Genomic DNA, 19,624 nt, shown 5'->3' with positions numbered 1-19,624 from the left:
ACTGAATTCTTATCTAAAATACCAAATCGAGTCACTAACACTAAAGGGTGGAAATAATTAAGCCTAATCTAACTCCCGGCGTCCTTCCAATGCCCTTGCCAAAGTCACTTCGTCTGCGTACTCCAAATCACCACCTACAGGCAAACCAAAGGCAATCCGCGTCACCTTGGTAAATGGTTTCAGTAGCTGACCGATATATAGTGTTGTTGTCTCCCCTTCTACACTCGGACTAATTGCGAGAATCACTTCTTGGGGTTTTTGCTGATTCACCCGCCGCTGCAAAGCCAAAATATTCAACTGTTCTGGCCCAATTCCATCGATTGGCGAAATCACCCCACCCAAAACGTGATATTTGCCTTTGTACTCGCGGGTTTTTTCCAGCGCAATTACATCGCGAGGATCTGCTACGACACAGATGGTGCTATTGTCACGGTTGGCATTGCGGCAGATTTCACAAACAGGTTCAGCAGATAAGTGAAAGCAAACAGAACACAAACCTATCTGTTTTTTTGCCTCAATCAGCGCTTGTGCCAAAGCTTCTACTTCTGCTTCTGGTCGCTTCAAAATATGCAAAGCTAGCCGTTGGGCAGATTTGGGGCCAACTCCCGGCAAGCGTTGCAATTGCTCAATTAACCGTGCTAAAGGGCGTGCGTAAACCGTTGTCTTGTCTCCAGAATGCTTTTACTTTAACTATGATGACATTTTTAGGACAATATCGAAGGTAAATAGAAGCAGGCGAATACGGCTTAACTAGTGGTTTACTTTCTTTAATCTATGTTTTTTCCGAAGTTTGGGTCAAAAATCTATGGGTATTTGGGGGCTTGTGTCAATACCTGGAGGTAGACATTTATTAGCTACGCCTACTGCAAGATTCTCACCAGATAAAATCCAAGGGGGTAATAAAGTATTAGTACAGCTAATTTTAACTGCTACCTTTTTTCCTCGATTTGATGTTGCCCTGAGTAAATCGCCAAAGTTTAGGATTGTATTAGTTCCAACTTTTTGCCACTTAATATCACCTGGTTGCTTACGCTCTACAGTACCATTATTAATACTGATGATTCGCCCGATGTTTTGGCTGGATACTGCAAACGCCTGCATTGCAGTTATATTTAAATTTCCACTCATCCACCACACAGAAATTGCAAGTATTAGGGTTAAAATCTTCAAAATATAGAATTTGCGTTGCATTATTAATCATCTCCTTTTTTAGTTTCCAAACACTGTTTAACTTTCAAACATTGTTGTGCCATACTAATCCATGCATCCTCATCAGGATTGTACTCAAAAGCATACGCAAGGCATTTTTCCCACTCTAAAACCGCTTTTTTCTTGTCATTCTGGCGTTCCCTGATTTGTGCCATCAGACAGTAAGCAGGTGCGCGATCGCTTGTCAAGTTAATAGCTTCTTGAAGGTTGTTCTCCGCATCTACGTAGCGTTTTTGCTCCAGTAGTGCCCAACCTAGATTTTTGAGCAGACCATACTGTAACTCCTTGTCTTGATTGTCTTTTGTTCGTAGTTGAGCTTCTTTAAGCAAGGCGATCGCTGCGGGATATTTTTTGTCCAGAATATACAAGCGAGCTAGGTTGTTATATCCTTTTCCGAAATCGCCCTGTACAGCAATTTGATATTCAGCGCGGGCACGATCAAAATCTTGCAGTCTTTCGTAAAGTTGTCCTAATCTATGGTGAGTTTTCAGATCGTCTGGGTTAAGTTTGATTGCTCTGTTGTAATTTGACTGAGCGCTGGCTAATCGATTTGCCTTATAGTCTTTTTCCCCTTGGTTATAGTAAAAAATAGCAATCTTCGGCAAATAAAAACGAATGCTAAATAGACACAAAAATAGCAGTAACGTAAAACCAAACTTAACTTCATTCTGGAAATGCTTTGGAATATTGAGGCTGATAAGAAGGCGCTCAATTGCTTCCTGTCCAGTTTTTGTCAATGCACCTCCAGCAGCCAAAAGAGTTAACACGCTCTGAGTTGTGATTGTAAAGGCTCCCAGCGTATCTGGCACACCAGTCAAAAAGCGCGAGGAAATATCAACCACTAAGCTGAGGCTAGCTGTGAGCAACGTCACACTCCCAGCACTCCACAGCCAATCAAATTTGTCCCATTGGTTTGTAGGAGGTTCCAGAAACCACCACCAAGCTTCTACTGGTGGATGCACAATAGCACGCCAGTCAGCTAGTTTAACGAGCTTGGTAATTAACTCGCTTTGTTTTTTTAAGCGCTCATCCAGTGAAATGACCATCATCAAACTTTCTTTATCGGTTTGAGTTTTAGCAGTCCGTACTGCGTAAACTTCATCCCGTGCCATCAGAACGTCTATAACTTGCTGTGGCGATGGATGCGTCGTCGCTGCTGCTTCGAGTGCTGTGAGCGTCAGCTCATATTGTTTAACAGCACTAACTAAGTCAGAGACGGTCATTTCTGCGCTCCTATTTATCTGGTAATCTTTATTATTTATACAGTGGACAAATATGAATTTATGCACAAGTCCCAATAAAAGAAAAACGCTTTCCAAAGGAAGGCGCTGTTTATCTTTAGAATTACAATTCAAACTAAAAAGCGCCCTCCCAATTTGGGAGAGCGCTTTATTATTTAGTTAATGCTTCAGAATTAACCGTTGATAGCAGGAGCGGTAAGAGCAACAGGAGCAACATCACCAGCAGCCAAATCTAAGGGGAAGTTGTGAGCGTTACGCTCGTGCATTACTTCCATACCCAGGTTAGCGCGGTTGATTACATCTGCCCAAGTGCTGATAACGCGACCTTGAGAATCAATGATTGATTGGTTGAAGTTGAAACCGTTCAAGTTGAACGCCATTGTGCTTACACCCAAGGCGGTGAACCAGATTCCGATTACAGGCCATGCTGCGAGGAAGAAGTGCAGCGAACGGCTGTTGTTGAAAGAAGCGTATTGGAAGATTAGACGACCGAAGTAGCCGTGAGCCGCAACGATGTTGTAGGTTTCTTCTTCTTGACCGAATTTGTAACCGTAGTTAAGGGACTCGGTTTCGGTGGTTTCACGAACTAGTGAAGAAGTTACTAGCGAACCGTGCATTGCAGAGAACAAGCTTCCGCCGAATACACCAGCTACACCTAATTGGTGGAAGGGGTGCATCAAGATGTTGTGTTCTGCTTGGAACACGATCATGAAGTTGAATGTTCCTGAGATACCCAAGGGCATACCATCAGAGAAGGAACCTTGTCCGATGGGGTATACCAAGAATACTGCGCTTGCTGCTGCAACTGGTGCGCTGTATGCTATAGCAATCCAAGGACGCATACCTAAGCGGTAGGATAGTTCCCACTCACGACCCATGTAGCAGAAAATGCCAATCAGGAAGTGGAAAATTACCAATTGGTAAGGGCCGCCGTTGTACAACCACTCATCAAGAGATGCTGCTTCCCAAATTGGGTAGAAGTGCAAGCCGATTGCGTTGGAGGAAGGTACTACTGCGCCGGAAATGATGTTGTTTCCGTAGATTAATGAACCTGCTACTGGTTCGCGGATTCCATCAATGTCTACTGGAGGTGCGGCGATGAAGGCGATTACGAAGCAAGCGGTAGCAGCTAGCAGAGTTGGGATCATGACTACGCCGAACCAACCGATGTAGATGCGGTTGTTGGTGCTGGTGATCCATTCGCAGAATCGATCCCATACATTGGCGCTTGAGCGCTGTTGTAAGGTTGCTGTCATGGTTTTATAAGTGCGGTTAGTTATTTATGATTTGGATAAGCAAATTTGCTTACCTATGCCTACTACATTAGAAGCAAAATTGAGATTTGTAAAGAAATATTACATAACTATTGATTATGACAGTGATTTTTTTTGGTGATGAATCGCGTCTAGAGACACAATTCATCGGGTTTTATCAACCAGGGGGCCAGTTTAACTGCCGTCCTCCCAAAATATGTATATGTAAGTGGTAGACTGTTTGACCACCATCATCACCAGTGTTGATGACAACTCGATAACCGTTTTTCAGTCCAGCAACTTCTGCAACACGTTTGACGGTTAACAAAAGATGCCCCAACAGAGCATGATCCTCAGATTCAGCATCAGCCAGTGTCGGAATGGGTTTTTTGGGAATAACGACGATGTGAACGGGCGCTTGGGGGTGGATGTCTTTGAACGCTAGGGCTAAATTATCCTCATAAACAATATCAGCGGGAATTTCCCGACTAATGATTTTGCTGAAAATCGTTTCTGTCGCTTCACTCATGCCAATCTACCTACTCATCTGCTAGAGATTTTAAAGGTTTATTGTGTTTATTGTAGTGACTTGATAATGTACACAACAAAATACTCCTTGCTGTGATAAAGTTTTCCATAGAGAAAATTCATCCCACCCCAGTCATAGAGATAATAATTACATTCTTTCACTCGAATCTAGGGTGGTAAAGGCTGGAATTTTCATGATTAGAAAATTGCATACCTTGTGTAAGAGTGTTTTGGATATCTAGATGAAACAGTCAAAATACTATTTTATTATTTTTATAATTATCATAGTTAGCATCTTTTTGCGTTTTTGTTTGTTACAGAATCAAAGTCTTTGGTTTGATGAAGGCTGGAGTCTAGCTTTATCTGATGGTGCAAGCGTTCAAGAAAATCTCTTCAGAATTGTAAATCGAGAAGCTGGTGACAAATACCAACCGCTTTATTATTTGGTTTTGTTCTATTGGCGTTCGGTTTTTGGAGATAGTGAATTTGCCATTCGATCGCTCTCAGCTTGGCTAGGAGTCGGCTCAGTAATTGCCATATTTTTTACTAGCCTACGTGTTTATGGAAAAAAACATGCTTTATGGTCGTCCGCGATCCTAGCAGTTAGTTCTTTCAGCGTATTCTACAGCCAAGATGCCAGACCTTACGCATTATTAATATTTATAGCCTCGCTTCAAATATATTTATTTAGTTTTTCAATCAGTGAAGTTAAGAGTAATAAAATTATTCCACAATTGCTTTTTGGGATCTTTACTGCCATAGGGAGTTTTGGCAGTATTGTGACAATCATTTTTAGTTCAGCCCTTAGTTTCTCTCATCTTATTGTTTATAAAAATTTCAAAGAATGGATCAAATGGTGGATACCTCCGGTAGTTTTTTCTTCCCCAATGATTTGGTTCTACTTGTCTTCACCAGCTGCATCCGATCCGACAGCTACTGTAGTTACTCGTACTGGATTACCGATAGTTCAAAACATGATGTTTGTGATCTACGGTATATTAGTCGGGACATCTTATGGCCCGCCACTGGAGAAATTACGCGACGATCAAAAAATAAGAATTTTACTTGGCTATTGGCCTCATTTTCTAATATTTACTATTGTTATTACTGTTATTTTCATAGCTTTAGTAAAAAGTTTATTAAGACAGCGCAAGAGAAAAAGATATCAACGGGCTGATTACTTTTTTACATCACTTTTGGTTACATCGTTTTTACTAGCTTTTCTGTTTGCCCTGGCGACTAAAATTAATTGGTTACCGCGCCACTCTTTTTATCTATGTATACCAGTTGCAATTCTGATTCCATCAGCATTTTTACATAATTACCAGCGTAATAATAAACGTTCTCTACTGCCTAAAGTTACCAAGTTAGCTACTGTTTCTTTGCTAATTATGAATGTTTATTCAAATTTTCAATACTATTCAAATCCAGCCTATGCAAAAGATGATTACCGCTCGGCTGTTCGCTACCTTCTACAAAATCGAAATAAATCTGCAAAATCTGTATTGTTATTTGGACAGCCTAGATTACTACAATATTACGGAGATTCATCGACTATATATGCACCAGAATATATTCTCAAAACGGTAAATGGAAAAAATCTTGCAGAAAAAGTTAGTATAATGACTAAAAATGCAGATACAGTATTTTTGATAGTTAACCGTGAATTTAATTGGAAACTTAAAGATGTTTTCAAAAAAGAAATGAGTGATTTATATAACTTGCAGGATGAGGCTGATTGGCCTTATATGAAAATATATCGATTCACAAGGAAGAAGTAGAAAAAAGCGCCAACGAGCGGCTATTTCTTAAAAACGAATCAGCAAAAGGCGAAATCTACGCAGATATGCTGGCTCCCTACCATCTAGAGAAAGTGGAAGTCGAGCATAAATCCCAATTAGGGACTTCCAATAAATAAATTATTCAATCTTGTGGGCTGGGCATCTTGCCCGCCTTTGACTATGGGCGGGCAAGATGCCCACCCCACAATAAATAGTTGTATATTTTTTATTTGGGAGTCCCTTAGTTCGATAACAAAAGTATTCCAAACATGGCTTTGGCACTCAGTTTGTACAAGTGCGCTTCACCTGGTATACGGTAGTGCTCTCTAACGGACGAGTTTTAAATCAGAAAACAGTGCGATCGCAATTCATCAGCGGCATTATCATGGGAATGTTCAACTACTGTATCTATCCCCTGTTTAAGCCGATCGTACTAATATTACGAATAAACTTGTCATGATATTTAATGTTGGTTTAATTATCCTCGCGGCTGGAGCCGCAACCCGTATGGGAAGACCAAAACAACTGCTTTCCTATCAAGGACGCAGCTTAATACTTCATGCGGTAGAAGTTGCTTTAGCTTCTTTTTGCCAACCTATTATAGTAGTGCTGGGAGCTTATATAGAAGAAATTAAGCCGGAACTAATGCCAAAGCCAGTACAAATTGTCGAGAATTCCCAATGGCAAGAGGGAATGTCTTCTTCTATCCGCGTTGGTATTAATGCGTTACTTGCTACTAACTCTAAACTTGATGCAGCGATCGTTTCACTTGCAGATCAACCGCTAGTTTATCCTCAAGTTTTTAATCAACTGATTCAATGTTACCAAGACACACAAAAAATAATTATTGCTTCCAAATATAACGAAACTGTAGGTGTACCTGCCCTGTTTAGCAATGCTCTTTTTCCAGAACTGATGCAGCTTGAAGGTGCAAAAGGCGCGAAAGCATTAATCCAAAAATATACGGATACAAGATTGCTTGTTGCAATACCAGAAGCTGCGATTGATATTGATACTCCAGACGACTACGAGCAGTTGCTATTACAACAAGAGGTAGAAGGATTTTAGATTTTAAATTGAACAATATAAAACCCAAAAATACAAGAGTTAATAAATTTATTTTTTTTTGAATATTGAATTTACTATGACAACTAACCAAAGCCAAGTTCAGCAACAAGTAACTTTGACACTCACTAAAAAACCAGAAAACAAAGGCAAAACTAACCCAGTACACCGTCAACACCAAGGAGAAAAACCCTGTTGCGGTGACATGGTTGAACTGACGCTGACGCTTGATAAAATCAATAAGTGCCTAAAATTACAGCCAACTACTTTTCAAACAACCTCTTAATGGCGATCGCTATCAAAGGTAAAAGGATCGTACAAGCGCTGTTAATCGTAGAATGGTTCCGCGAGATGGTAACGGAACATACCCAGTTTGAGCCGCCGTTGCAGAAGCTCAATATTATCCAAGGTGTTTCCCAATATCCGATGTGGGTTAAGTGTGTAACTTTGGCTTGGCATACCCTGAAGGCGGCGCTGGGTTCAGTTGAAGCTGGGTAATAAAATTAAAACAATTTTCGCGCTTATGTACGGCCAAAAGTTACGAGTTTTTGAGAAAATTCTAATTTTCCGTATCTGCTCAGATTTTCTTTAGATTTACCAACTAGTGTTAGGGCAGATTTGTTAATTGCGTACCTACCTGATTTAGCAGCGCCTTTTTTTACTGATGTAGCTTAAAGGTGATAGGGGTGGGAAAGCATTAAACCAAAAATATACGGTTGCAGGATTGATTCTTCCGATACCAAAACCTGCAATTCATCTTCATACGCCAGATGGTTACGAACAGCTAGTATATATTTTGTAAATTGGACAGGATGCTTAACATACAATAATAATGCTATATCTTTGTAGTTGAAAATTTTAATAAACCACAAAGGCTTAAAAATATCACAAAGCCAACTTTTGCAACACAACCGTATTTGATGGCTAAATCAATTGTTTCAACAAAACGCCTCAGCAAACAGTTAATCGACTGGTTGCTTGAAGAAGACCGACGAGAGAAGGAAAAACCTTACCGCAAGCAAGAACCACATCGCCAGCATTCTTGGTGGCAGGTTATGTGCTTGACTGGTGTAGATTATTTCTCAACCCTTGGATATCAACCTGGTATTGCAGCACTGGCAGCTGGCGCTCTTTCTCCTCTAGCTACCTTAATTCTAGTTTTGCTGACGCTCTTTGGCGCATTGCCAATCTATCGACGCATTGCTGCTGAAAGCCCTAATGGGGAAGGTTCGATCGCAATGTTAGAGCGTTTGCTCCCTTGGTGGCAAGGCAAATTACTTGTGCTGTGCTTACTCGGTTTTGTGGCAACCGACTTTATTATTACCATTACCCTATCGGCTGCTGATGCTACAGCCCATATCATCGAAAATCCGCTGGCTCCAAATTGGCTTCACAATCAAACGATCGCTATCACTCTCATCTTAGTTGCATTACTAGGTGGAGTTTTCTTGAGAGGTTTCCGAGAAGCAATTGGTATTGCAGTCGTTTTGGTGGGAGTTTATCTGCTGTTAAACTTCATTGTCGTTAACGTCGGTCTGTATCAGATCCTAACTCACCCTGAAGCGATCGCTAACTGGCAGACTGCACTTTTTGCACGCCATTCCAACCCTTTGATATTAATCGGCATCGCTCTTTTGATATTTCCCAAGCTAGCGCTGGGATTGTCAGGTTTTGAGACTGGCGTAACCGTTATGCCCCTGGTAAAAGGGAGCAGCAACACCCAGCACCATTGCAAAGGGCGGATTCGGAATACACGCAAGCTGCTCACCAGTGCTGCTCTGATTATGAGCTTCTTCTTGCTTACCACCAGCTTTATAACTACTCTACTGATTCCAGCCGCAGAATTTGTATCTGGGGGCAAAGCCAACGGACGGGCCCTTGCTTATTTAGCACACCTGTATTTAGGCAATGCCTTTGGCACAATTTACGATCTAAGTACTATTTCTATTTTGTGGTTTGCAGGTGCATCTGCAATGGCAGGGCTGCTGAATATCGTGCCCCGCTACCTACCACGCTATGGTATGGCACCCAATTGGGCACGAGTAACGCGACCTTTAGTGTTAGTTTACACAACGATCGCTTTTGTTGTCACAATTATCTTTCGGGCAAATGTCGAAGCCCAAGGTGGGGCTTACGCAACTGGTGTGCTGGTGTTGATCACCTCCGCTGCCTTTGCCGTCACCCTATCAGCCCACCGTCACAGACAGAAGCGGTCAAGACTCGTCTTTGCCATTATCACACTGTTGTTTGTATATACCACTGTTGTTAATATCATCGAAAGACCAGAGGGAATTAGGATCGCTGGTTTCTTCATCGGTGCGATCATTTTTACCTCATTGGTTTCTCGTGTTTGGCGTTCAACAGAACTACGAGCAGAACGGATTGAAGTTGACGAACTTGCTCGCCAATTCCTTGCCGAAGAGAGCCAAGGAGCAATACGACTGATTGCTAATCGATTGAATACGGGCGATGTCCTAGAGTATTTTATGAAAGAGAAAGAGGTACGCGAGGACAACCATATTCCGCCCAACGATCCTATTCTGTTTCTAGAAATTAAGGTATCCGATGCTTCGGAATTTGCGGATATCATCAAAGTAAAAGGGGTGCAAGTTGGTGATTACCGCATCCTACGGGCTGAGAGTGCAGCAGTACCAAATGCGATCGCGGCTTTACTACTCTATATTCGCGACCAAACAAATAAAATTCCCCATGCTTACTTCGGTTGGGTTGAGGGCAACCCCATACAATACTTACTGCGTTTTATCTTGTTTGGGGAGGGCGATATTGCTGTGGTCACCCGTGAAGTACTCCGTCGGGCTGAAAAAGATCCCCACAGGCGTCCTGGCGTTCATGTCGGGGGTTGAGTAAGCATCATGGATAATTGAAGAGGAGGCAAAGGCGCGTGGAGATTTAGTTTTAATACTGTTTCCAGAAATCTTGGCAATACATGAATCAGCTGTACGCGCCTACCTATATATCTCAACTAGGTATTTCGTAAAATGATATAAATTATAATCAAAACAAGCCTGCCTTCAGGAGATTGACTCAATGACATATATAGCAACCGCCAAGGCGGTTTGGGGATAGACTAGAAGTAGTATCTTTTCTTTTCCTGCAAAGCGCGATCGCTATAGATATGCCCAAACCCTACAGTTACGACCTTCGTCAAAAGGTTATCCAAGCCATAGAGTTAGATGGTTTGAAGAAAAGCGATCTTGTCTTCTGTTCAATATTAGTCGCAATACCATAGACTTATGGCTGAAGCGGCAAGGCGAAATCGGCGACTTCCAAGCCTTGCCCAATAAGCCTCCCGGTAATGGTCATAAAATCACTGATTGGGAAAAATTCCGTGAATTTGCTTCATCTCATGGGGATAAAACCCAAGTCGAGATGGCCTCACTTTGGCAAGGACAAATTAGCGATGCCTGCGGCGAGCTTCGCTTACGCACAATCTCACGGTCCCTGAAGAAAATTGGTTTCACTCGAAAAAAAAACTTATGGCTACCGCGAGCGCGATGAAGCCAAACCACAGGCATTCGTAACGCAGTTGTCTACTCTACCCTTAGAAAAGCTCGTCTACCTTGATGAGTCTGGAATGGATAACCGAGACCAGTATGATTATGGTTGGAACTCAAGAGGACAGCGTTTCCATGCACTTAAGTCAGGTCGTCGTGAAGGTCGGGTGAACATAATTGCCGCGCTGTGTAACCAAAATCTAATCGCTCCATTCACAGTTGAGGGTGCGTGTAACCGAACAGTATTTGAGATTTGGCTTGTAGCTTGTTTGCTTCCAACACTCGAACCGGGACAGGTTGTGGTAATGGATAATGCCACATTCCACAAAGGTGGTCGGATTCAACAACTGCTCCAGGATGCGGGATGTGAACTGCTGTACCTACCACCTTATTCTCCAGACCTTAACAAGATTGAAAAATGCTGGTCTTGGTTAAAAAGTCGAATCCGCAAAAAACTGGAGCAGTTTGATTGTTTACGAGATGCGATGTGAATAAATAAATCAGTTGGATCAAAACTATTACACCACTACCAGCTATTTCTGATTATTACATCTGAGCGCTCTTACAGTTAATTGTGTTTTGAGAAAAAGCTTTGTATCTAACAACTAAAAAGTTACTACGCTGCGGATGGATTCACCTTTATGCATCAATTCAAAAGCATCATTAATTTGCTCAATGGGCATTACATGGGTAATCAAATCATCAATATTGATCTTACCTTCCATATACCAATCAACAATTTTCGGCACATCTGTACGTCCTCTCGCGCCACCGAATGCTGAACCTTTCCAAACGCGCCCAGTTACTAATTGAAAAGGACGAGTACTGATTTCTTGTCCAGCACCAGCAACACCAATAATCACACTGACACCCCAACCTTTATGGCAGCATTCTAATGCTTGACGCATAATTTTGACATTACCGATACATTCAAAACTGTAATCAGCACCGCCTTTTGTTAAATCAACCAGATAGGGAACTAAATCACCTTCTACTTCCTGGGGATTAACAAAATGTGTCATGCCAAACTTTTCTGCTAAAGCGCGTTTGCTGGGATTGATATCTACACCGACAATCATATTTGCCCCTACCATCCGCGCCGCTTGGATGACATTTAAACCAATACCACCCAAGCCGAAAACCACAACATTTGCTCCCGGTTCCACCTTGGCAGTATTGATGACTGCACCAACACCAGTCGTCACACCACAGCCAATGTAACAAACCTTATCAAATGGAGCGTCTTCCCGAATTTTTGCCAGGGCGATTTCTGGCAGCACCGTATAGTTAGCAAAAGTGGATGTACCCATATAATGATGAATCATTTGCCCATCAATGCTAAAGCGACTAGTGCCATCGGGCATAACACCGCGTCCTTGAGTTAAGCGAATGGCTTGACAAAGATTTGTTTTGAAACTCAAACAATATTCGCACTGGCGGCATTCGGGAGTGTATAGGGGAATTACACGATCCCCTGGTTTGAGACTGCTGACACCAGCACCTATTTCCACTACCACACCAGCACCTTCATGTCCCAAAATTGCCGGAAACAAACCTTCGGGATCGTCACCAGATAGGGTAAAGGCATCGGTATGGCAAACCCCGCTTGCTTTAACCTCAACTAACACTTCGCCAGCTTGTGGCCCCGATAATTGCACGGTTTCAATTGTCAACGGCTTACCTGCGCTGTAAGCTACTGCTGCTTTAACTTGCAACGTCAGCCCTCCTATATAGTTATTTGACGTTCTCCCCAGTGCTGAAACATAGGGATTCTTTCACTTAAACATATTCAACGCATGATACACTCTTGTATCACTTCATCGTATTTACTAAGGACGATCGCCGCTATAACGATAAATATTACTTTGTTAAAATATCATTCTCTAGCTAGATTGGTTAAAGGCGGCAACAGCTGTTTTGACAACGATGTAAACTTGATGTCAGCAGCAACCTCCAAATAATTTGTCCACTCCTTAATTAATACATTATTTTGTCACAGCTTATGAACCCTGCCCTAACTCAAATTGGCGCTCAAATGTCAAACCTGACTGGCGTAAGAGCAATCATGAAGGATATTATCGAAACATTACGAGCGGGTGCAGGGCAGCAGTTTATTAATTTGAGTGCTGGTAATCCGTTGATTTTGCCAGAAGTAGAACAATTATGGCGGGATTGTACTGCACAGCTTTTGGCTAGTCCAGAATATGGTGAGGTAGTTTGTCGCTACGGCTCAAGTCAGGGCTATGCACCATTAGTTGAAGCGATCGCTAACGACTTTAACAAACGCTACGGGTTAAACTTGAGCGAACGCAATATCCTTATCACCCCCGGTAGTCAAACCCTCTACTTCTACGCTGTGAATAGCTACGGTGGTTACACCCCTAGCGGCGAGTTAAAACAAATCGTTTTGCCCCTCAGCCCTGACTACACAGGTTACGGCGGACTCTCCTTAGTTCCAAAAGCCTTAACTGCCTACAAACCAACTCTCGATATTGATGAAGCCGCCCACCGATTTAAATATCGCCCCGACTTCAGCCAACTGTCGATTACAGAAAATACCGGTTGTATCCTCTTCTCTCGCCCTTGCAATCCCACTGGTAATGTCCTCACTGAGGATGAAGTGAAAAAGATTGCTGCCCTGGCTGCACCTTACAATCTGCCCGTGTTAATTGACTCAGCTTATGCGCCTCCCTTCCCAGCATTGAACTTTACCGAAATGACACCAGTGTTTGGTGATAACATCCTCCACTGCATGAGTTTATCGAAAGCGGGATTACCAGGAGAAAGGGTTGGTATTGCCATTGGCGATCAAAAGTGGATTGAAGTGCTGGAGTGTTTCCAAGCAAATATTGGTCTCCATTCTTCACGTTACGGGCAAGCGATCGCAGCTCTTGCAATCAACTCTGGCGCTTTAGTGGAAATTTCTCACACTGTCATCCGTCCGTTTTACCAAAATAAGTTTAGCGTTTTAGAAACCAGCTTAGAACAAGCGATGCCCAAAGATTTACCTTGGTTCCTCCATCGCGGTGAAGGGGCAATTTTTGCTTGGTTGTGGTTAAAGGATTTACCCATCAGTGACTGGGAATTTTACCAGCAACTTAAGCAAGTAGGTGTGATTATTGTCCCAGGAAGTAGCTTCTTCCCCGGTTTAGAGGAAGAGTGGGCCCACAAACACCAATGTTTCCGCATCAGCCTCACCGGCAGCGATGAGGAGATTGTCACTGCTATGCAACGTTTAGCAAAAGTGGCTGAAGAAGCTTATAAAAGTGCGGTGGTGACTGCCTAATAGGGAAAATAGAAATGAAACACGAAGAAGCTAACAAAGAGATCGGGAGTAGAGGCGCAGACGCGCAGAAGAGCAGAGGAGGAAGAAAATCAAAAAAGTCCAATCCCCAATCCCCAATCCCCAGGCCCCAGCCCCCAGTCCCCAATCCCCAGGCCCCAGTCCCCAATCTCGATGATTGGTTAGAAATTGGTAAAATTGTTGCCCCTCAAGGATTGTCTGGAGAATTACGGGTTTATCCTGTATCAGACTTTCCCGAAAGATTTGAGGTGCCAGGAAAACGTTGGTTGTTGTGTTCAGGTGATATAGAACCACAACCAATCGAATTATTAACAGGACGTTACATCAGTAATAAAAACTTGTATGTAATCAAATTAGCTGGCGTGGAAAATTGCGATCGCGCGGAAGCATTGCGCGGTTGTAAGTTAATGGTGCCAGCAAGCGATCGCCCCCAATTAAGCGAAGATGAATATCATGTCCTCGATTTGATTGGCTTGGAAGTCTTCATGCAAGCATCTGGCGAACTCGTGGGTACGGTGGTAGACATCATCCCCGCTGGCAATGATTTGTTAGAAGTAAAGTTGCATGAATCATTTGCTACTGACAAAAAGCAAAAGACTGTTTTGATTCCATTTGTGGAAGCGATCGCACCAGTAGTAGACTTGAAATCTAATCGTATTGAAATCACGCCACCGCCAGGGTTATTGGAAATTAATAATTAGGTTATTCCTTGATCTGCCTCTAGCTAGTTTCGCTGTACTGGATGCTTCAAGTAAAAGCAACGCTTAAAGCATGAGAAAATTAGAGTACATACTTTATTTATTAATCTAGGAAATGTGGCAATGCCAGAAAAACCAACAGCAACTATTCACAGGCAACTACTGGAAATATTGTCCCAATTGCCCAAGTCTAGTCAAGAAGAAGTATTAGATTTTGCTATCTCTCTCCAGAAAAAAAAACTAACTCAGCATTGGGATGCTATTTCTGATGTTGAGGCTGCTGCAATAAAAACTGAGTTTGCTAATGAAGATTTAGCTTTTGCAGAATCCGTTTTAACTGATTATCTCTCTCAACTTCAACAAGAGGATGCAGTTTGATGAGAGGAGATGTTTATTTAGCTGACTTGAATCCGAGTCGAGGTTCAGAGCAAGCAGGTATCCGACCAGTTATTATTGTTCAGCGAGATAGACTAGCTCAGTTTACAACAACATCTGTAGTAGTTCCTTTAACCACTAATCTGCGACGCGCTATTATACCAGGTACAATTGTCATACCTTCAGGTGAAGGCGGTTTAACGCAAGAGTCAGTGGTGCTTTCTTATCAAATAGTTGTTATCGATAAGCAGCGATTAATCCGAAAATTAGGAAGTCTTTCTCCTAATTATTTATTAATGCTAAAAGTGGCATTAGATTACACTTTACAACTAGATAATGATGACGAAGAAAATGCCGATTGATAGTATTAATCAATTGCATAGGTGTAATCCATCGTAGAAATAGTTTCCCAACCTGTGCCCAAAGCCAAGAAATTTAGTAGCAAAGGCTGGAAAAATTTATCGTGGGTAGATGGCCATAATCTGGAAAACAAGTAAAATTGCTTACGGATGAATCCATCAAAAACCTTTTGGAATGGAGTGTCGATAATGACATTAGCAACGACTCCACAAACAAAGCCTTTAACTGATGAAGAATTACAAAAGATAAACGCCTACTGGCGTGCAGCTAACTATCTTTCCGTTGGGCAAATATATCTACTCGACAATCCGTTACTAAGAGAACCCCTAAAGCTGGAACACGTCAAACCCAGACTATTGGGGCACTGGGGAACAACGCCAGGGCTGAACTTAATCTATGTTCACCTGAATCGGGTCATCAAAAAATATGACCTCAACACAATCTACATTGCTGGCCCCGGTCATGGAGGCCCTGGATTAGTAGCCAATACTTACTTAGAAGGCACTTACACTGAGTATTATCACAACATCTCCCAAGATGCTGAAGGAATTCAGAAACTCTTCAAACAGTTCTCTTTCCCCGGTGGTATTCCCAGTCACGTAGCACCGGAAACCCCTGGTTCGATCCACGAAGGCGGGGAATTAGGTTATGCCCTCGTTCACGCTTATGGTGCTGCCTTTGATAACCCTGACTTAATTGTTGCTGCTGTTGTCGGTGACGGTGAAGCCGAAACAGGTGCTTTAGCAACTAGCTGGCATTCCAACAAGTTTCTTAACCCTGTACGTGATGGCGCTGTGCTTCCCATTTTGCACCTAAATGGGTATAAAATTGCTAACCCAACTACACTGTCACGGATTAGCCATGATGAATTGGAGAGTTTATTTGTAGGTTACGGCTACAAACCATACTTTGTAGAAGGTGACGATCCCGCAGATGTCCATCAGCAGATGGCGGCGACTCTAGAAACAGCGATCGCCGAAATTCAAAGTATCCAAAGAGAAGCCCGCGTACATGGTTTCACGGAACGTCCTCAGTGGCCGATGATTGTCATGCGAACCCCCAAAGGTTGGACAGGCCCCAAGGAAGTGGATGGCAAAAAAACTGAAGGTTCTTGGCGATCGCACCAAGTTCCCTTTGGCAACATCGCCAAACAGCCAGACCATCTGAGACTTCTAGAAGATTGGATGAAGAGTTACAAACCAGAAGAACTCTTCGACGCTAACGGTAAACTGATTCCCGAACTAGCAGAACTCGCCCCCAAAAAGCATCGACGCATGGGTGACAATCCCCACGCTAACGGCGGTATTTTGCTGCATGACCTGAAGATGCCCGATTTTCAAGACTATGCTGTAGATGTCTCTGAACCAGGGAAAGCGATCGCAGAAGCTACCAAAGTGACCGGCAAATTCTTGCGGGATATCATGCGACTTAACCAAGAAAGTCGCAACTTCCGTATCTTCGCCCCTGACGAATTAGCATCGAATCGTTTAGATCCTGTACTGGAAGTTACTGACAGAGTTTCCGTAGCTGAGATTTACCCCGAAGATGACCACCTTTCCCCCGATGGTCGGGTAATGGAAGTTCTCAGCGAAACTTCTTGCCAAGGATGGTTAGAAGGCTACCTCCTCACCGGGCGTCACGGGTTCTTCACTTGCTACGAAGCATTCATCCATATCATTGATTCCATGTTCAACCAACACGCCAAATGGTTGAAAACCACCAGACATATTCCCTGGCGTAGACCAATTGCTTCCCTCAATTACCTACTCACCTCTCACGTTTGGCGACAAGACCATAACGGTTTCTCTCACCAAGACCCTGGTTTTATCGACCATGTACTTAACAAAAAAGCCGAGATTGTTCGCGTCTATTTACCCCCCGATGCCAACACTCTGCTGTCGGTAACTGACCATTGTCTAAAAAGCCGCAACTATGTTAACGTCATCATTGCTGGAAAACAGCCAGCATTGCAATATCTCAACATAGATGCAGCCATTAAGCACTGCACCAAAGGCATCGGCATTTGGGAATGGGCTAGCAACGACGAAGGCGGCGATCCAGATGTAGTGCTGGCTTGTGCTGGAGATGTTCCCACCTTAGAAACGTTGGCGGCTGTAGATATCCTGCGTCAGCACTTCTCGGATTTAAAAGTGCGGGTAGTGAACGTAGTCGATTTGATGACACTCCAGCCAAAAACCGAACATCCCCACGGTTTGAGTGAAAAAGATTTTGACACAATTTTCACCACCGACAAACCCGTTCTCTTTGCCTTTCATGGCTATCCCTGGCTAATTCATCGCCTAACCTACCGCCACACTAATCATAAAAACATCCATGTGCGTGGCTACAAGGAAGAGGGAACTACCACCACCCCGTTTGACATGGTTGTTCTCAACGATTTAGATCGCTTCCATTTAGTAATTGATGTAATCGATCGCGTACCCAAACTAGGATCTAAGGCAGCTTATGTCAAACAGCACATGCAAGATAAGCTGATTGAACACAAGCATTACATTGATAAGTACGGCGACGATGTGCCGGAAATTCGCGATTGGAAGTGGCCCTATTAAAAGGGAATGAGGATACAGAGGCGAATGGCACTAAGTTAAGCTGAAAGGTAAGCGGCGTAGGGATTGCAGAGGGGCACGGGAGCAGGGGGGCAGAGGGGAATTTCTAAATATCTGAACGCAATGCCTAAAATTTCTTCTTTCTCCCCTGCTCCTCTGCACCCCTGCTGCCTCAACGATTTTCTCTTTTCTTAGTGCCATTCGATACAGAGGCAGAGGGGAAACTCTTCTGCCTGCTTCTTTGTTTGTTTTTTAGGACTATACTGAAAGAAATCGGTACTGAATTACAATTTTCTTAAAATCCGATTTAATCTAGCGTTCTAAGTTGTGAAGTTTACAACTTCTAGATATAAAACCACCTTTTGACATATTGGGGCTAGTTACTGGCTATCTCTCAAGTTCATCAGTTGCTTTTCAAGGAACAGTTGTACTTGTAGGTTCTCCATGTCAGTTTCTAACCAACCTCATCTACCAATAGAAAATCAGATCCTTGCTGCTCTTTCAGAGGCTGAATATCAACGCTTAGTTCCCTATCTAGAGCAAGTCGAGCTGTTCAGTTAAGCAAATCCTCTACAAAGCCAATGAACCAATAACACACGTCTATTTTCCCCATCAGTCAATAGTTTCTTTAATCTGTACCCAGAAAGATGGCTCGACTGTCGAAGCTGGCATAGTGAGCAATGCTGGCATGGTAGGTGTTCCTGTAATTTGGGGCAGTAACACTACAAATACAACTGCGTTTGTGCAGATTACAGGCAGCTCTATGATGATGAAGACAGAGTTGCTCCAAGCCGAGTTTAACCGAGGTGGAAAGCTTCAAAGTTTGCTGTTGGGTTACACTCATCGGCTGTTCGCTCAGGTTACACAAACATTCGCCTGCAACAGCCTCCACACTATAGAGCGACGACTGGCTCGTTGCTTGCTCTTCATCGCTGACCGTGTACAATCAGATACATTCGGTACACCGTAGCTCCGACACGGAGAGGGGCTAGGGGAGAGGTCAAATAGACTTGTCGAACTCACGTTAATGTACAGTCAAGGGAATCCCGTTATCTTTGGGTTTCAACTTGAGAATAAATGGCACAGCTTTCAATACCCAATCGGACACGGGTGTATAATTAGCAGCTTCTTTTCCAAAGCTAATAGAGAGCATATCAGTATGAATAATCCCTGGATTGAGTGGTATAGCTGCCATACCAGTCGGCAATTCTTGTGCCAAAGAACGAGTTAATCCTTCTATTGCCCACTTAGAAGCACAGTATGGTGCAACTTGGGCTGAAGTAGAACGTCCCCAGCCAGAACTAAAGTTAACAATAATACCCCGTTTGTTTTTCACCATTGCTGGTACGAAATGGCGAATTATATTCACTACTCCTTTGATATTGATATCTATTAGATCGGAAAATTCTTCGGATGGTATTTCCCACAAAGGTGCTGGGTAATTAGTAATTGCCGCATTATTAATCACTATATCTGGCGGTTCATATTTGTGAAGTATATGTTCTGCCCATTTTTTTACTTGCTGTTCATTTGCCACGTCTACAGATGTGAAATCGTTGGGCGCACTAAACTTCTGGCTTATTTTCTGGATAGCATCTGATGAACGAGCGCAACCAATAACAGTATGTCCCTCTTGAATAAAACGCTCGGTCATCGCATAACCTAGACCTTTGCTTATGCCTGTAATTAAGATGAGCTTGGTCATATTTTTCTGCTATTAAACGTATA

The 19,624-nt window shown here is 42.9% G+C and carries 18 protein-coding genes and 1 pseudogene; 12 read left to right on the top strand and 7 right to left on the bottom strand.

Annotated elements, in window-relative coordinates; genetic code table 11:
* Positions 1-63: 63 nt before the first annotated feature.
* From recR to V7L01_RS03315, 5 genes are all read right to left on the bottom strand, one after another.
* Complete coding sequence (gene recR, locus V7L01_RS03335; RefSeq protein ID WP_335031895.1) at positions 64-621, bottom strand: recombination mediator RecR; 558 nt, start codon at positions 619-621, stop codon at positions 64-66.
* A 174-nt stretch (positions 622-795) separates the two neighbouring features.
* On the bottom strand, positions 796-1,191 hold the full coding sequence (locus V7L01_RS03330) for a hypothetical protein (RefSeq protein ID WP_335031893.1): 396 nt from the start codon (positions 1,189-1,191) through the stop codon (positions 796-798).
* A gap of 2 nt (positions 1,192-1,193) precedes the next feature.
* Positions 1,194-2,432, bottom strand: coding sequence for a tetratricopeptide repeat protein (locus tag V7L01_RS03325; protein WP_335031891.1), 1,239 nt, complete (start codon positions 2,430-2,432; stop codon positions 1,194-1,196).
* 191 nt (positions 2,433-2,623) lie between these two features.
* The gene (gene psbA / locus V7L01_RS03320) at positions 2,624-3,706 is read right to left on the bottom strand and encodes a photosystem II q(b) protein (RefSeq protein WP_335031889.1); all 1,083 of its coding nucleotides are present in this window, start codon (positions 3,704-3,706) and stop codon (positions 2,624-2,626) included.
* A 175-nt stretch (positions 3,707-3,881) separates the two neighbouring features.
* A complete protein-coding gene (locus V7L01_RS03315) occupies positions 3,882-4,232 on the bottom strand; it encodes a histidine triad nucleotide-binding protein (RefSeq protein WP_335031887.1) in 351 nt (116 codons plus the stop codon).
* Between the two features lie 241 nt (positions 4,233-4,473).
* On the opposite strand from V7L01_RS03315, the gene V7L01_RS03310 reads away from it, so the two are divergent.
* The 6 genes and pseudogenes from V7L01_RS03310 (at position 4,474) to V7L01_RS03285 (ending at position 11,083) form a co-directional block, all read left to right on the top strand.
* On the top strand, positions 4,474-6,012 hold the full coding sequence (locus V7L01_RS03310) for a glycosyltransferase family 39 protein (protein WP_335031885.1): 1,539 nt from the start codon (positions 4,474-4,476) through the stop codon (positions 6,010-6,012).
* Positions 6,013-6,468: 456 nt separating this feature from the next.
* Positions 6,469-7,080: a nucleotidyltransferase family protein gene (locus V7L01_RS03305; protein WP_335031883.1), complete on the top strand. Its 612-nt coding sequence runs from the start codon at positions 6,469-6,471 to the stop codon at positions 7,078-7,080.
* A gap of 76 nt (positions 7,081-7,156) precedes the next feature.
* Positions 7,157-7,363 carry a hypothetical protein gene (locus V7L01_RS03300; RefSeq protein ID WP_335031882.1) on the top strand — a complete coding sequence of 69 codons (207 nt, stop codon included), beginning with the start codon at positions 7,157-7,159 and terminating at the stop codon, positions 7,361-7,363.
* A complete protein-coding gene (locus V7L01_RS03295) occupies positions 7,321-7,575 on the top strand; it encodes a hypothetical protein (protein WP_335031880.1) in 255 nt (84 codons plus the stop codon). The genes V7L01_RS03300 and V7L01_RS03295 overlap by 43 nt, the downstream gene beginning before the upstream one ends.
* Positions 7,576-7,997: 422 nt before the next feature.
* Positions 7,998-9,941 carry an amino acid transporter gene (locus tag V7L01_RS03290; RefSeq protein ID WP_335031878.1) on the top strand — a complete coding sequence of 648 codons (1,944 nt, stop codon included), beginning with the start codon at positions 7,998-8,000 and terminating at the stop codon, positions 9,939-9,941.
* Positions 9,942-10,213: 272 nt separating this feature from the next.
* Positions 10,214-11,083, top strand: a pseudogene (locus tag V7L01_RS03285) (IS630 family transposase).
* A gap of 114 nt (positions 11,084-11,197) precedes the next feature.
* Here the strand turns inward: V7L01_RS03285 and V7L01_RS03280 are convergent.
* Positions 11,198-12,307: an S-(hydroxymethyl)glutathione dehydrogenase/class III alcohol dehydrogenase gene (locus V7L01_RS03280; protein ID WP_335031876.1), complete on the bottom strand. Its 1,110-nt coding sequence runs from the start codon at positions 12,305-12,307 to the stop codon at positions 11,198-11,200.
* Between the two features lie 287 nt (positions 12,308-12,594).
* On the opposite strand from V7L01_RS03280, the gene V7L01_RS03275 reads away from it, so the two are divergent.
* The 6 genes from V7L01_RS03275 (at position 12,595) to V7L01_RS03250 (ending at position 18,866) form a co-directional block, all read left to right on the top strand.
* Positions 12,595-13,878 carry a valine--pyruvate transaminase gene (locus V7L01_RS03275; protein ID WP_335031874.1) on the top strand — a complete coding sequence of 428 codons (1,284 nt, stop codon included), beginning with the start codon at positions 12,595-12,597 and terminating at the stop codon, positions 13,876-13,878.
* Between the two features lie 14 nt (positions 13,879-13,892).
* Positions 13,893-14,597 (top strand): ribosome maturation factor RimM, encoded by a 705-nt coding sequence (rimM, locus tag V7L01_RS03270; protein ID WP_335031872.1) that lies wholly within the window; start codon positions 13,893-13,895, stop codon positions 14,595-14,597.
* A 120-nt stretch (positions 14,598-14,717) separates the two neighbouring features.
* On the top strand, positions 14,718-14,972 hold the full coding sequence (locus V7L01_RS03265) for a hypothetical protein (RefSeq protein WP_180277609.1): 255 nt from the start codon (positions 14,718-14,720) through the stop codon (positions 14,970-14,972).
* Positions 14,972-15,331 carry a type II toxin-antitoxin system PemK/MazF family toxin gene (locus tag V7L01_RS03260; RefSeq protein ID WP_335031870.1) on the top strand — a complete coding sequence of 120 codons (360 nt, stop codon included), beginning with the start codon at positions 14,972-14,974 and terminating at the stop codon, positions 15,329-15,331. Before V7L01_RS03265 ends, V7L01_RS03260 begins: the two co-directional genes overlap by 1 nt.
* A gap of 186 nt (positions 15,332-15,517) precedes the next feature.
* A complete protein-coding gene (locus V7L01_RS03255) occupies positions 15,518-17,899 on the top strand; it encodes a phosphoketolase family protein (RefSeq protein WP_335031868.1) in 2,382 nt (793 codons plus the stop codon).
* Between the two features lie 670 nt (positions 17,900-18,569).
* Positions 18,570-18,866, top strand: coding sequence for a hypothetical protein (locus tag V7L01_RS03250; RefSeq protein ID WP_335031866.1), 297 nt, complete (start codon positions 18,570-18,572; stop codon positions 18,864-18,866).
* Between the two features lie 54 nt (positions 18,867-18,920).
* Here V7L01_RS03250 and V7L01_RS03245 read toward each other — a convergent pair whose 3' ends face one another.
* Positions 18,921-19,601 carry an SDR family oxidoreductase gene (locus V7L01_RS03245; protein ID WP_335031864.1) on the bottom strand — a complete coding sequence of 227 codons (681 nt, stop codon included), beginning with the start codon at positions 19,599-19,601 and terminating at the stop codon, positions 18,921-18,923.
* Between the last annotated feature and the right edge of the window lie 23 nt (positions 19,602-19,624).

Origin of the sequence: Nostoc sp. (assembly GCF_036917095.1) — a bacterium.
In the GTDB taxonomy this organism is placed as follows: Bacteria; Cyanobacteriota; Cyanobacteriia; order Cyanobacteriales; family Nostocaceae; genus Nostoc.
The sequence above is the reverse complement of the archived record's forward strand: the minus strand, read 5'-3'. Positions and strand labels throughout refer to the sequence as shown.

What these genes read in the sequence shown, in the direction of transcription:
- V7L01_RS03330 (WP_335031893.1), bottom strand. Translation starts at nt 1,191, where the DNA reads ATGCAACGCAAATTCTATATTTTGAAGATTTTAACCCTAATACTTGCA.
- V7L01_RS03325 (WP_335031891.1), bottom strand. Translation starts at nt 2,432, where the DNA reads ATGACCGTCTCTGACTTAGTTAGTGCTGTTAAACAATATGAGCTGACG.
- psbA (WP_335031889.1), bottom strand. Translation starts at nt 3,706, where the DNA reads ATGACAGCAACCTTACAACAGCGCTCAAGCGCCAATGTATGGGATCGA.
- V7L01_RS03315 (WP_335031887.1), bottom strand. Translation starts at nt 4,232, where the DNA reads ATGAGTGAAGCGACAGAAACGATTTTCAGCAAAATCATTAGTCGGGAA.
- V7L01_RS03310 (WP_335031885.1), top strand. Translation starts at nt 4,474, where the DNA reads ATGAAACAGTCAAAATACTATTTTATTATTTTTATAATTATCATAGTT.
- V7L01_RS03305 (WP_335031883.1), top strand. Translation starts at nt 6,469, where the DNA reads ATGATATTTAATGTTGGTTTAATTATCCTCGCGGCTGGAGCCGCAACC.
- V7L01_RS03300 (WP_335031882.1), top strand. Translation starts at nt 7,157, where the DNA reads ATGACAACTAACCAAAGCCAAGTTCAGCAACAAGTAACTTTGACACTC.
- V7L01_RS03290 (WP_335031878.1), top strand. Translation starts at nt 7,998, where the DNA reads ATGGCTAAATCAATTGTTTCAACAAAACGCCTCAGCAAACAGTTAATC.
- V7L01_RS03275 (WP_335031874.1), top strand. Translation starts at nt 12,595, where the DNA reads ATGAACCCTGCCCTAACTCAAATTGGCGCTCAAATGTCAAACCTGACT.
- rimM (WP_335031872.1), top strand. Translation starts at nt 13,893, where the DNA reads ATGAAACACGAAGAAGCTAACAAAGAGATCGGGAGTAGAGGCGCAGAC.
- V7L01_RS03265 (WP_180277609.1), top strand. Translation starts at nt 14,718, where the DNA reads ATGCCAGAAAAACCAACAGCAACTATTCACAGGCAACTACTGGAAATA.
- V7L01_RS03260 (WP_335031870.1), top strand. Translation starts at nt 14,972, where the DNA reads ATGAGAGGAGATGTTTATTTAGCTGACTTGAATCCGAGTCGAGGTTCA.
- V7L01_RS03255 (WP_335031868.1), top strand. Translation starts at nt 15,518, where the DNA reads ATGACATTAGCAACGACTCCACAAACAAAGCCTTTAACTGATGAAGAA.
- V7L01_RS03245 (WP_335031864.1), bottom strand. Translation starts at nt 19,601, where the DNA reads ATGACCAAGCTCATCTTAATTACAGGCATAAGCAAAGGTCTAGGTTAT.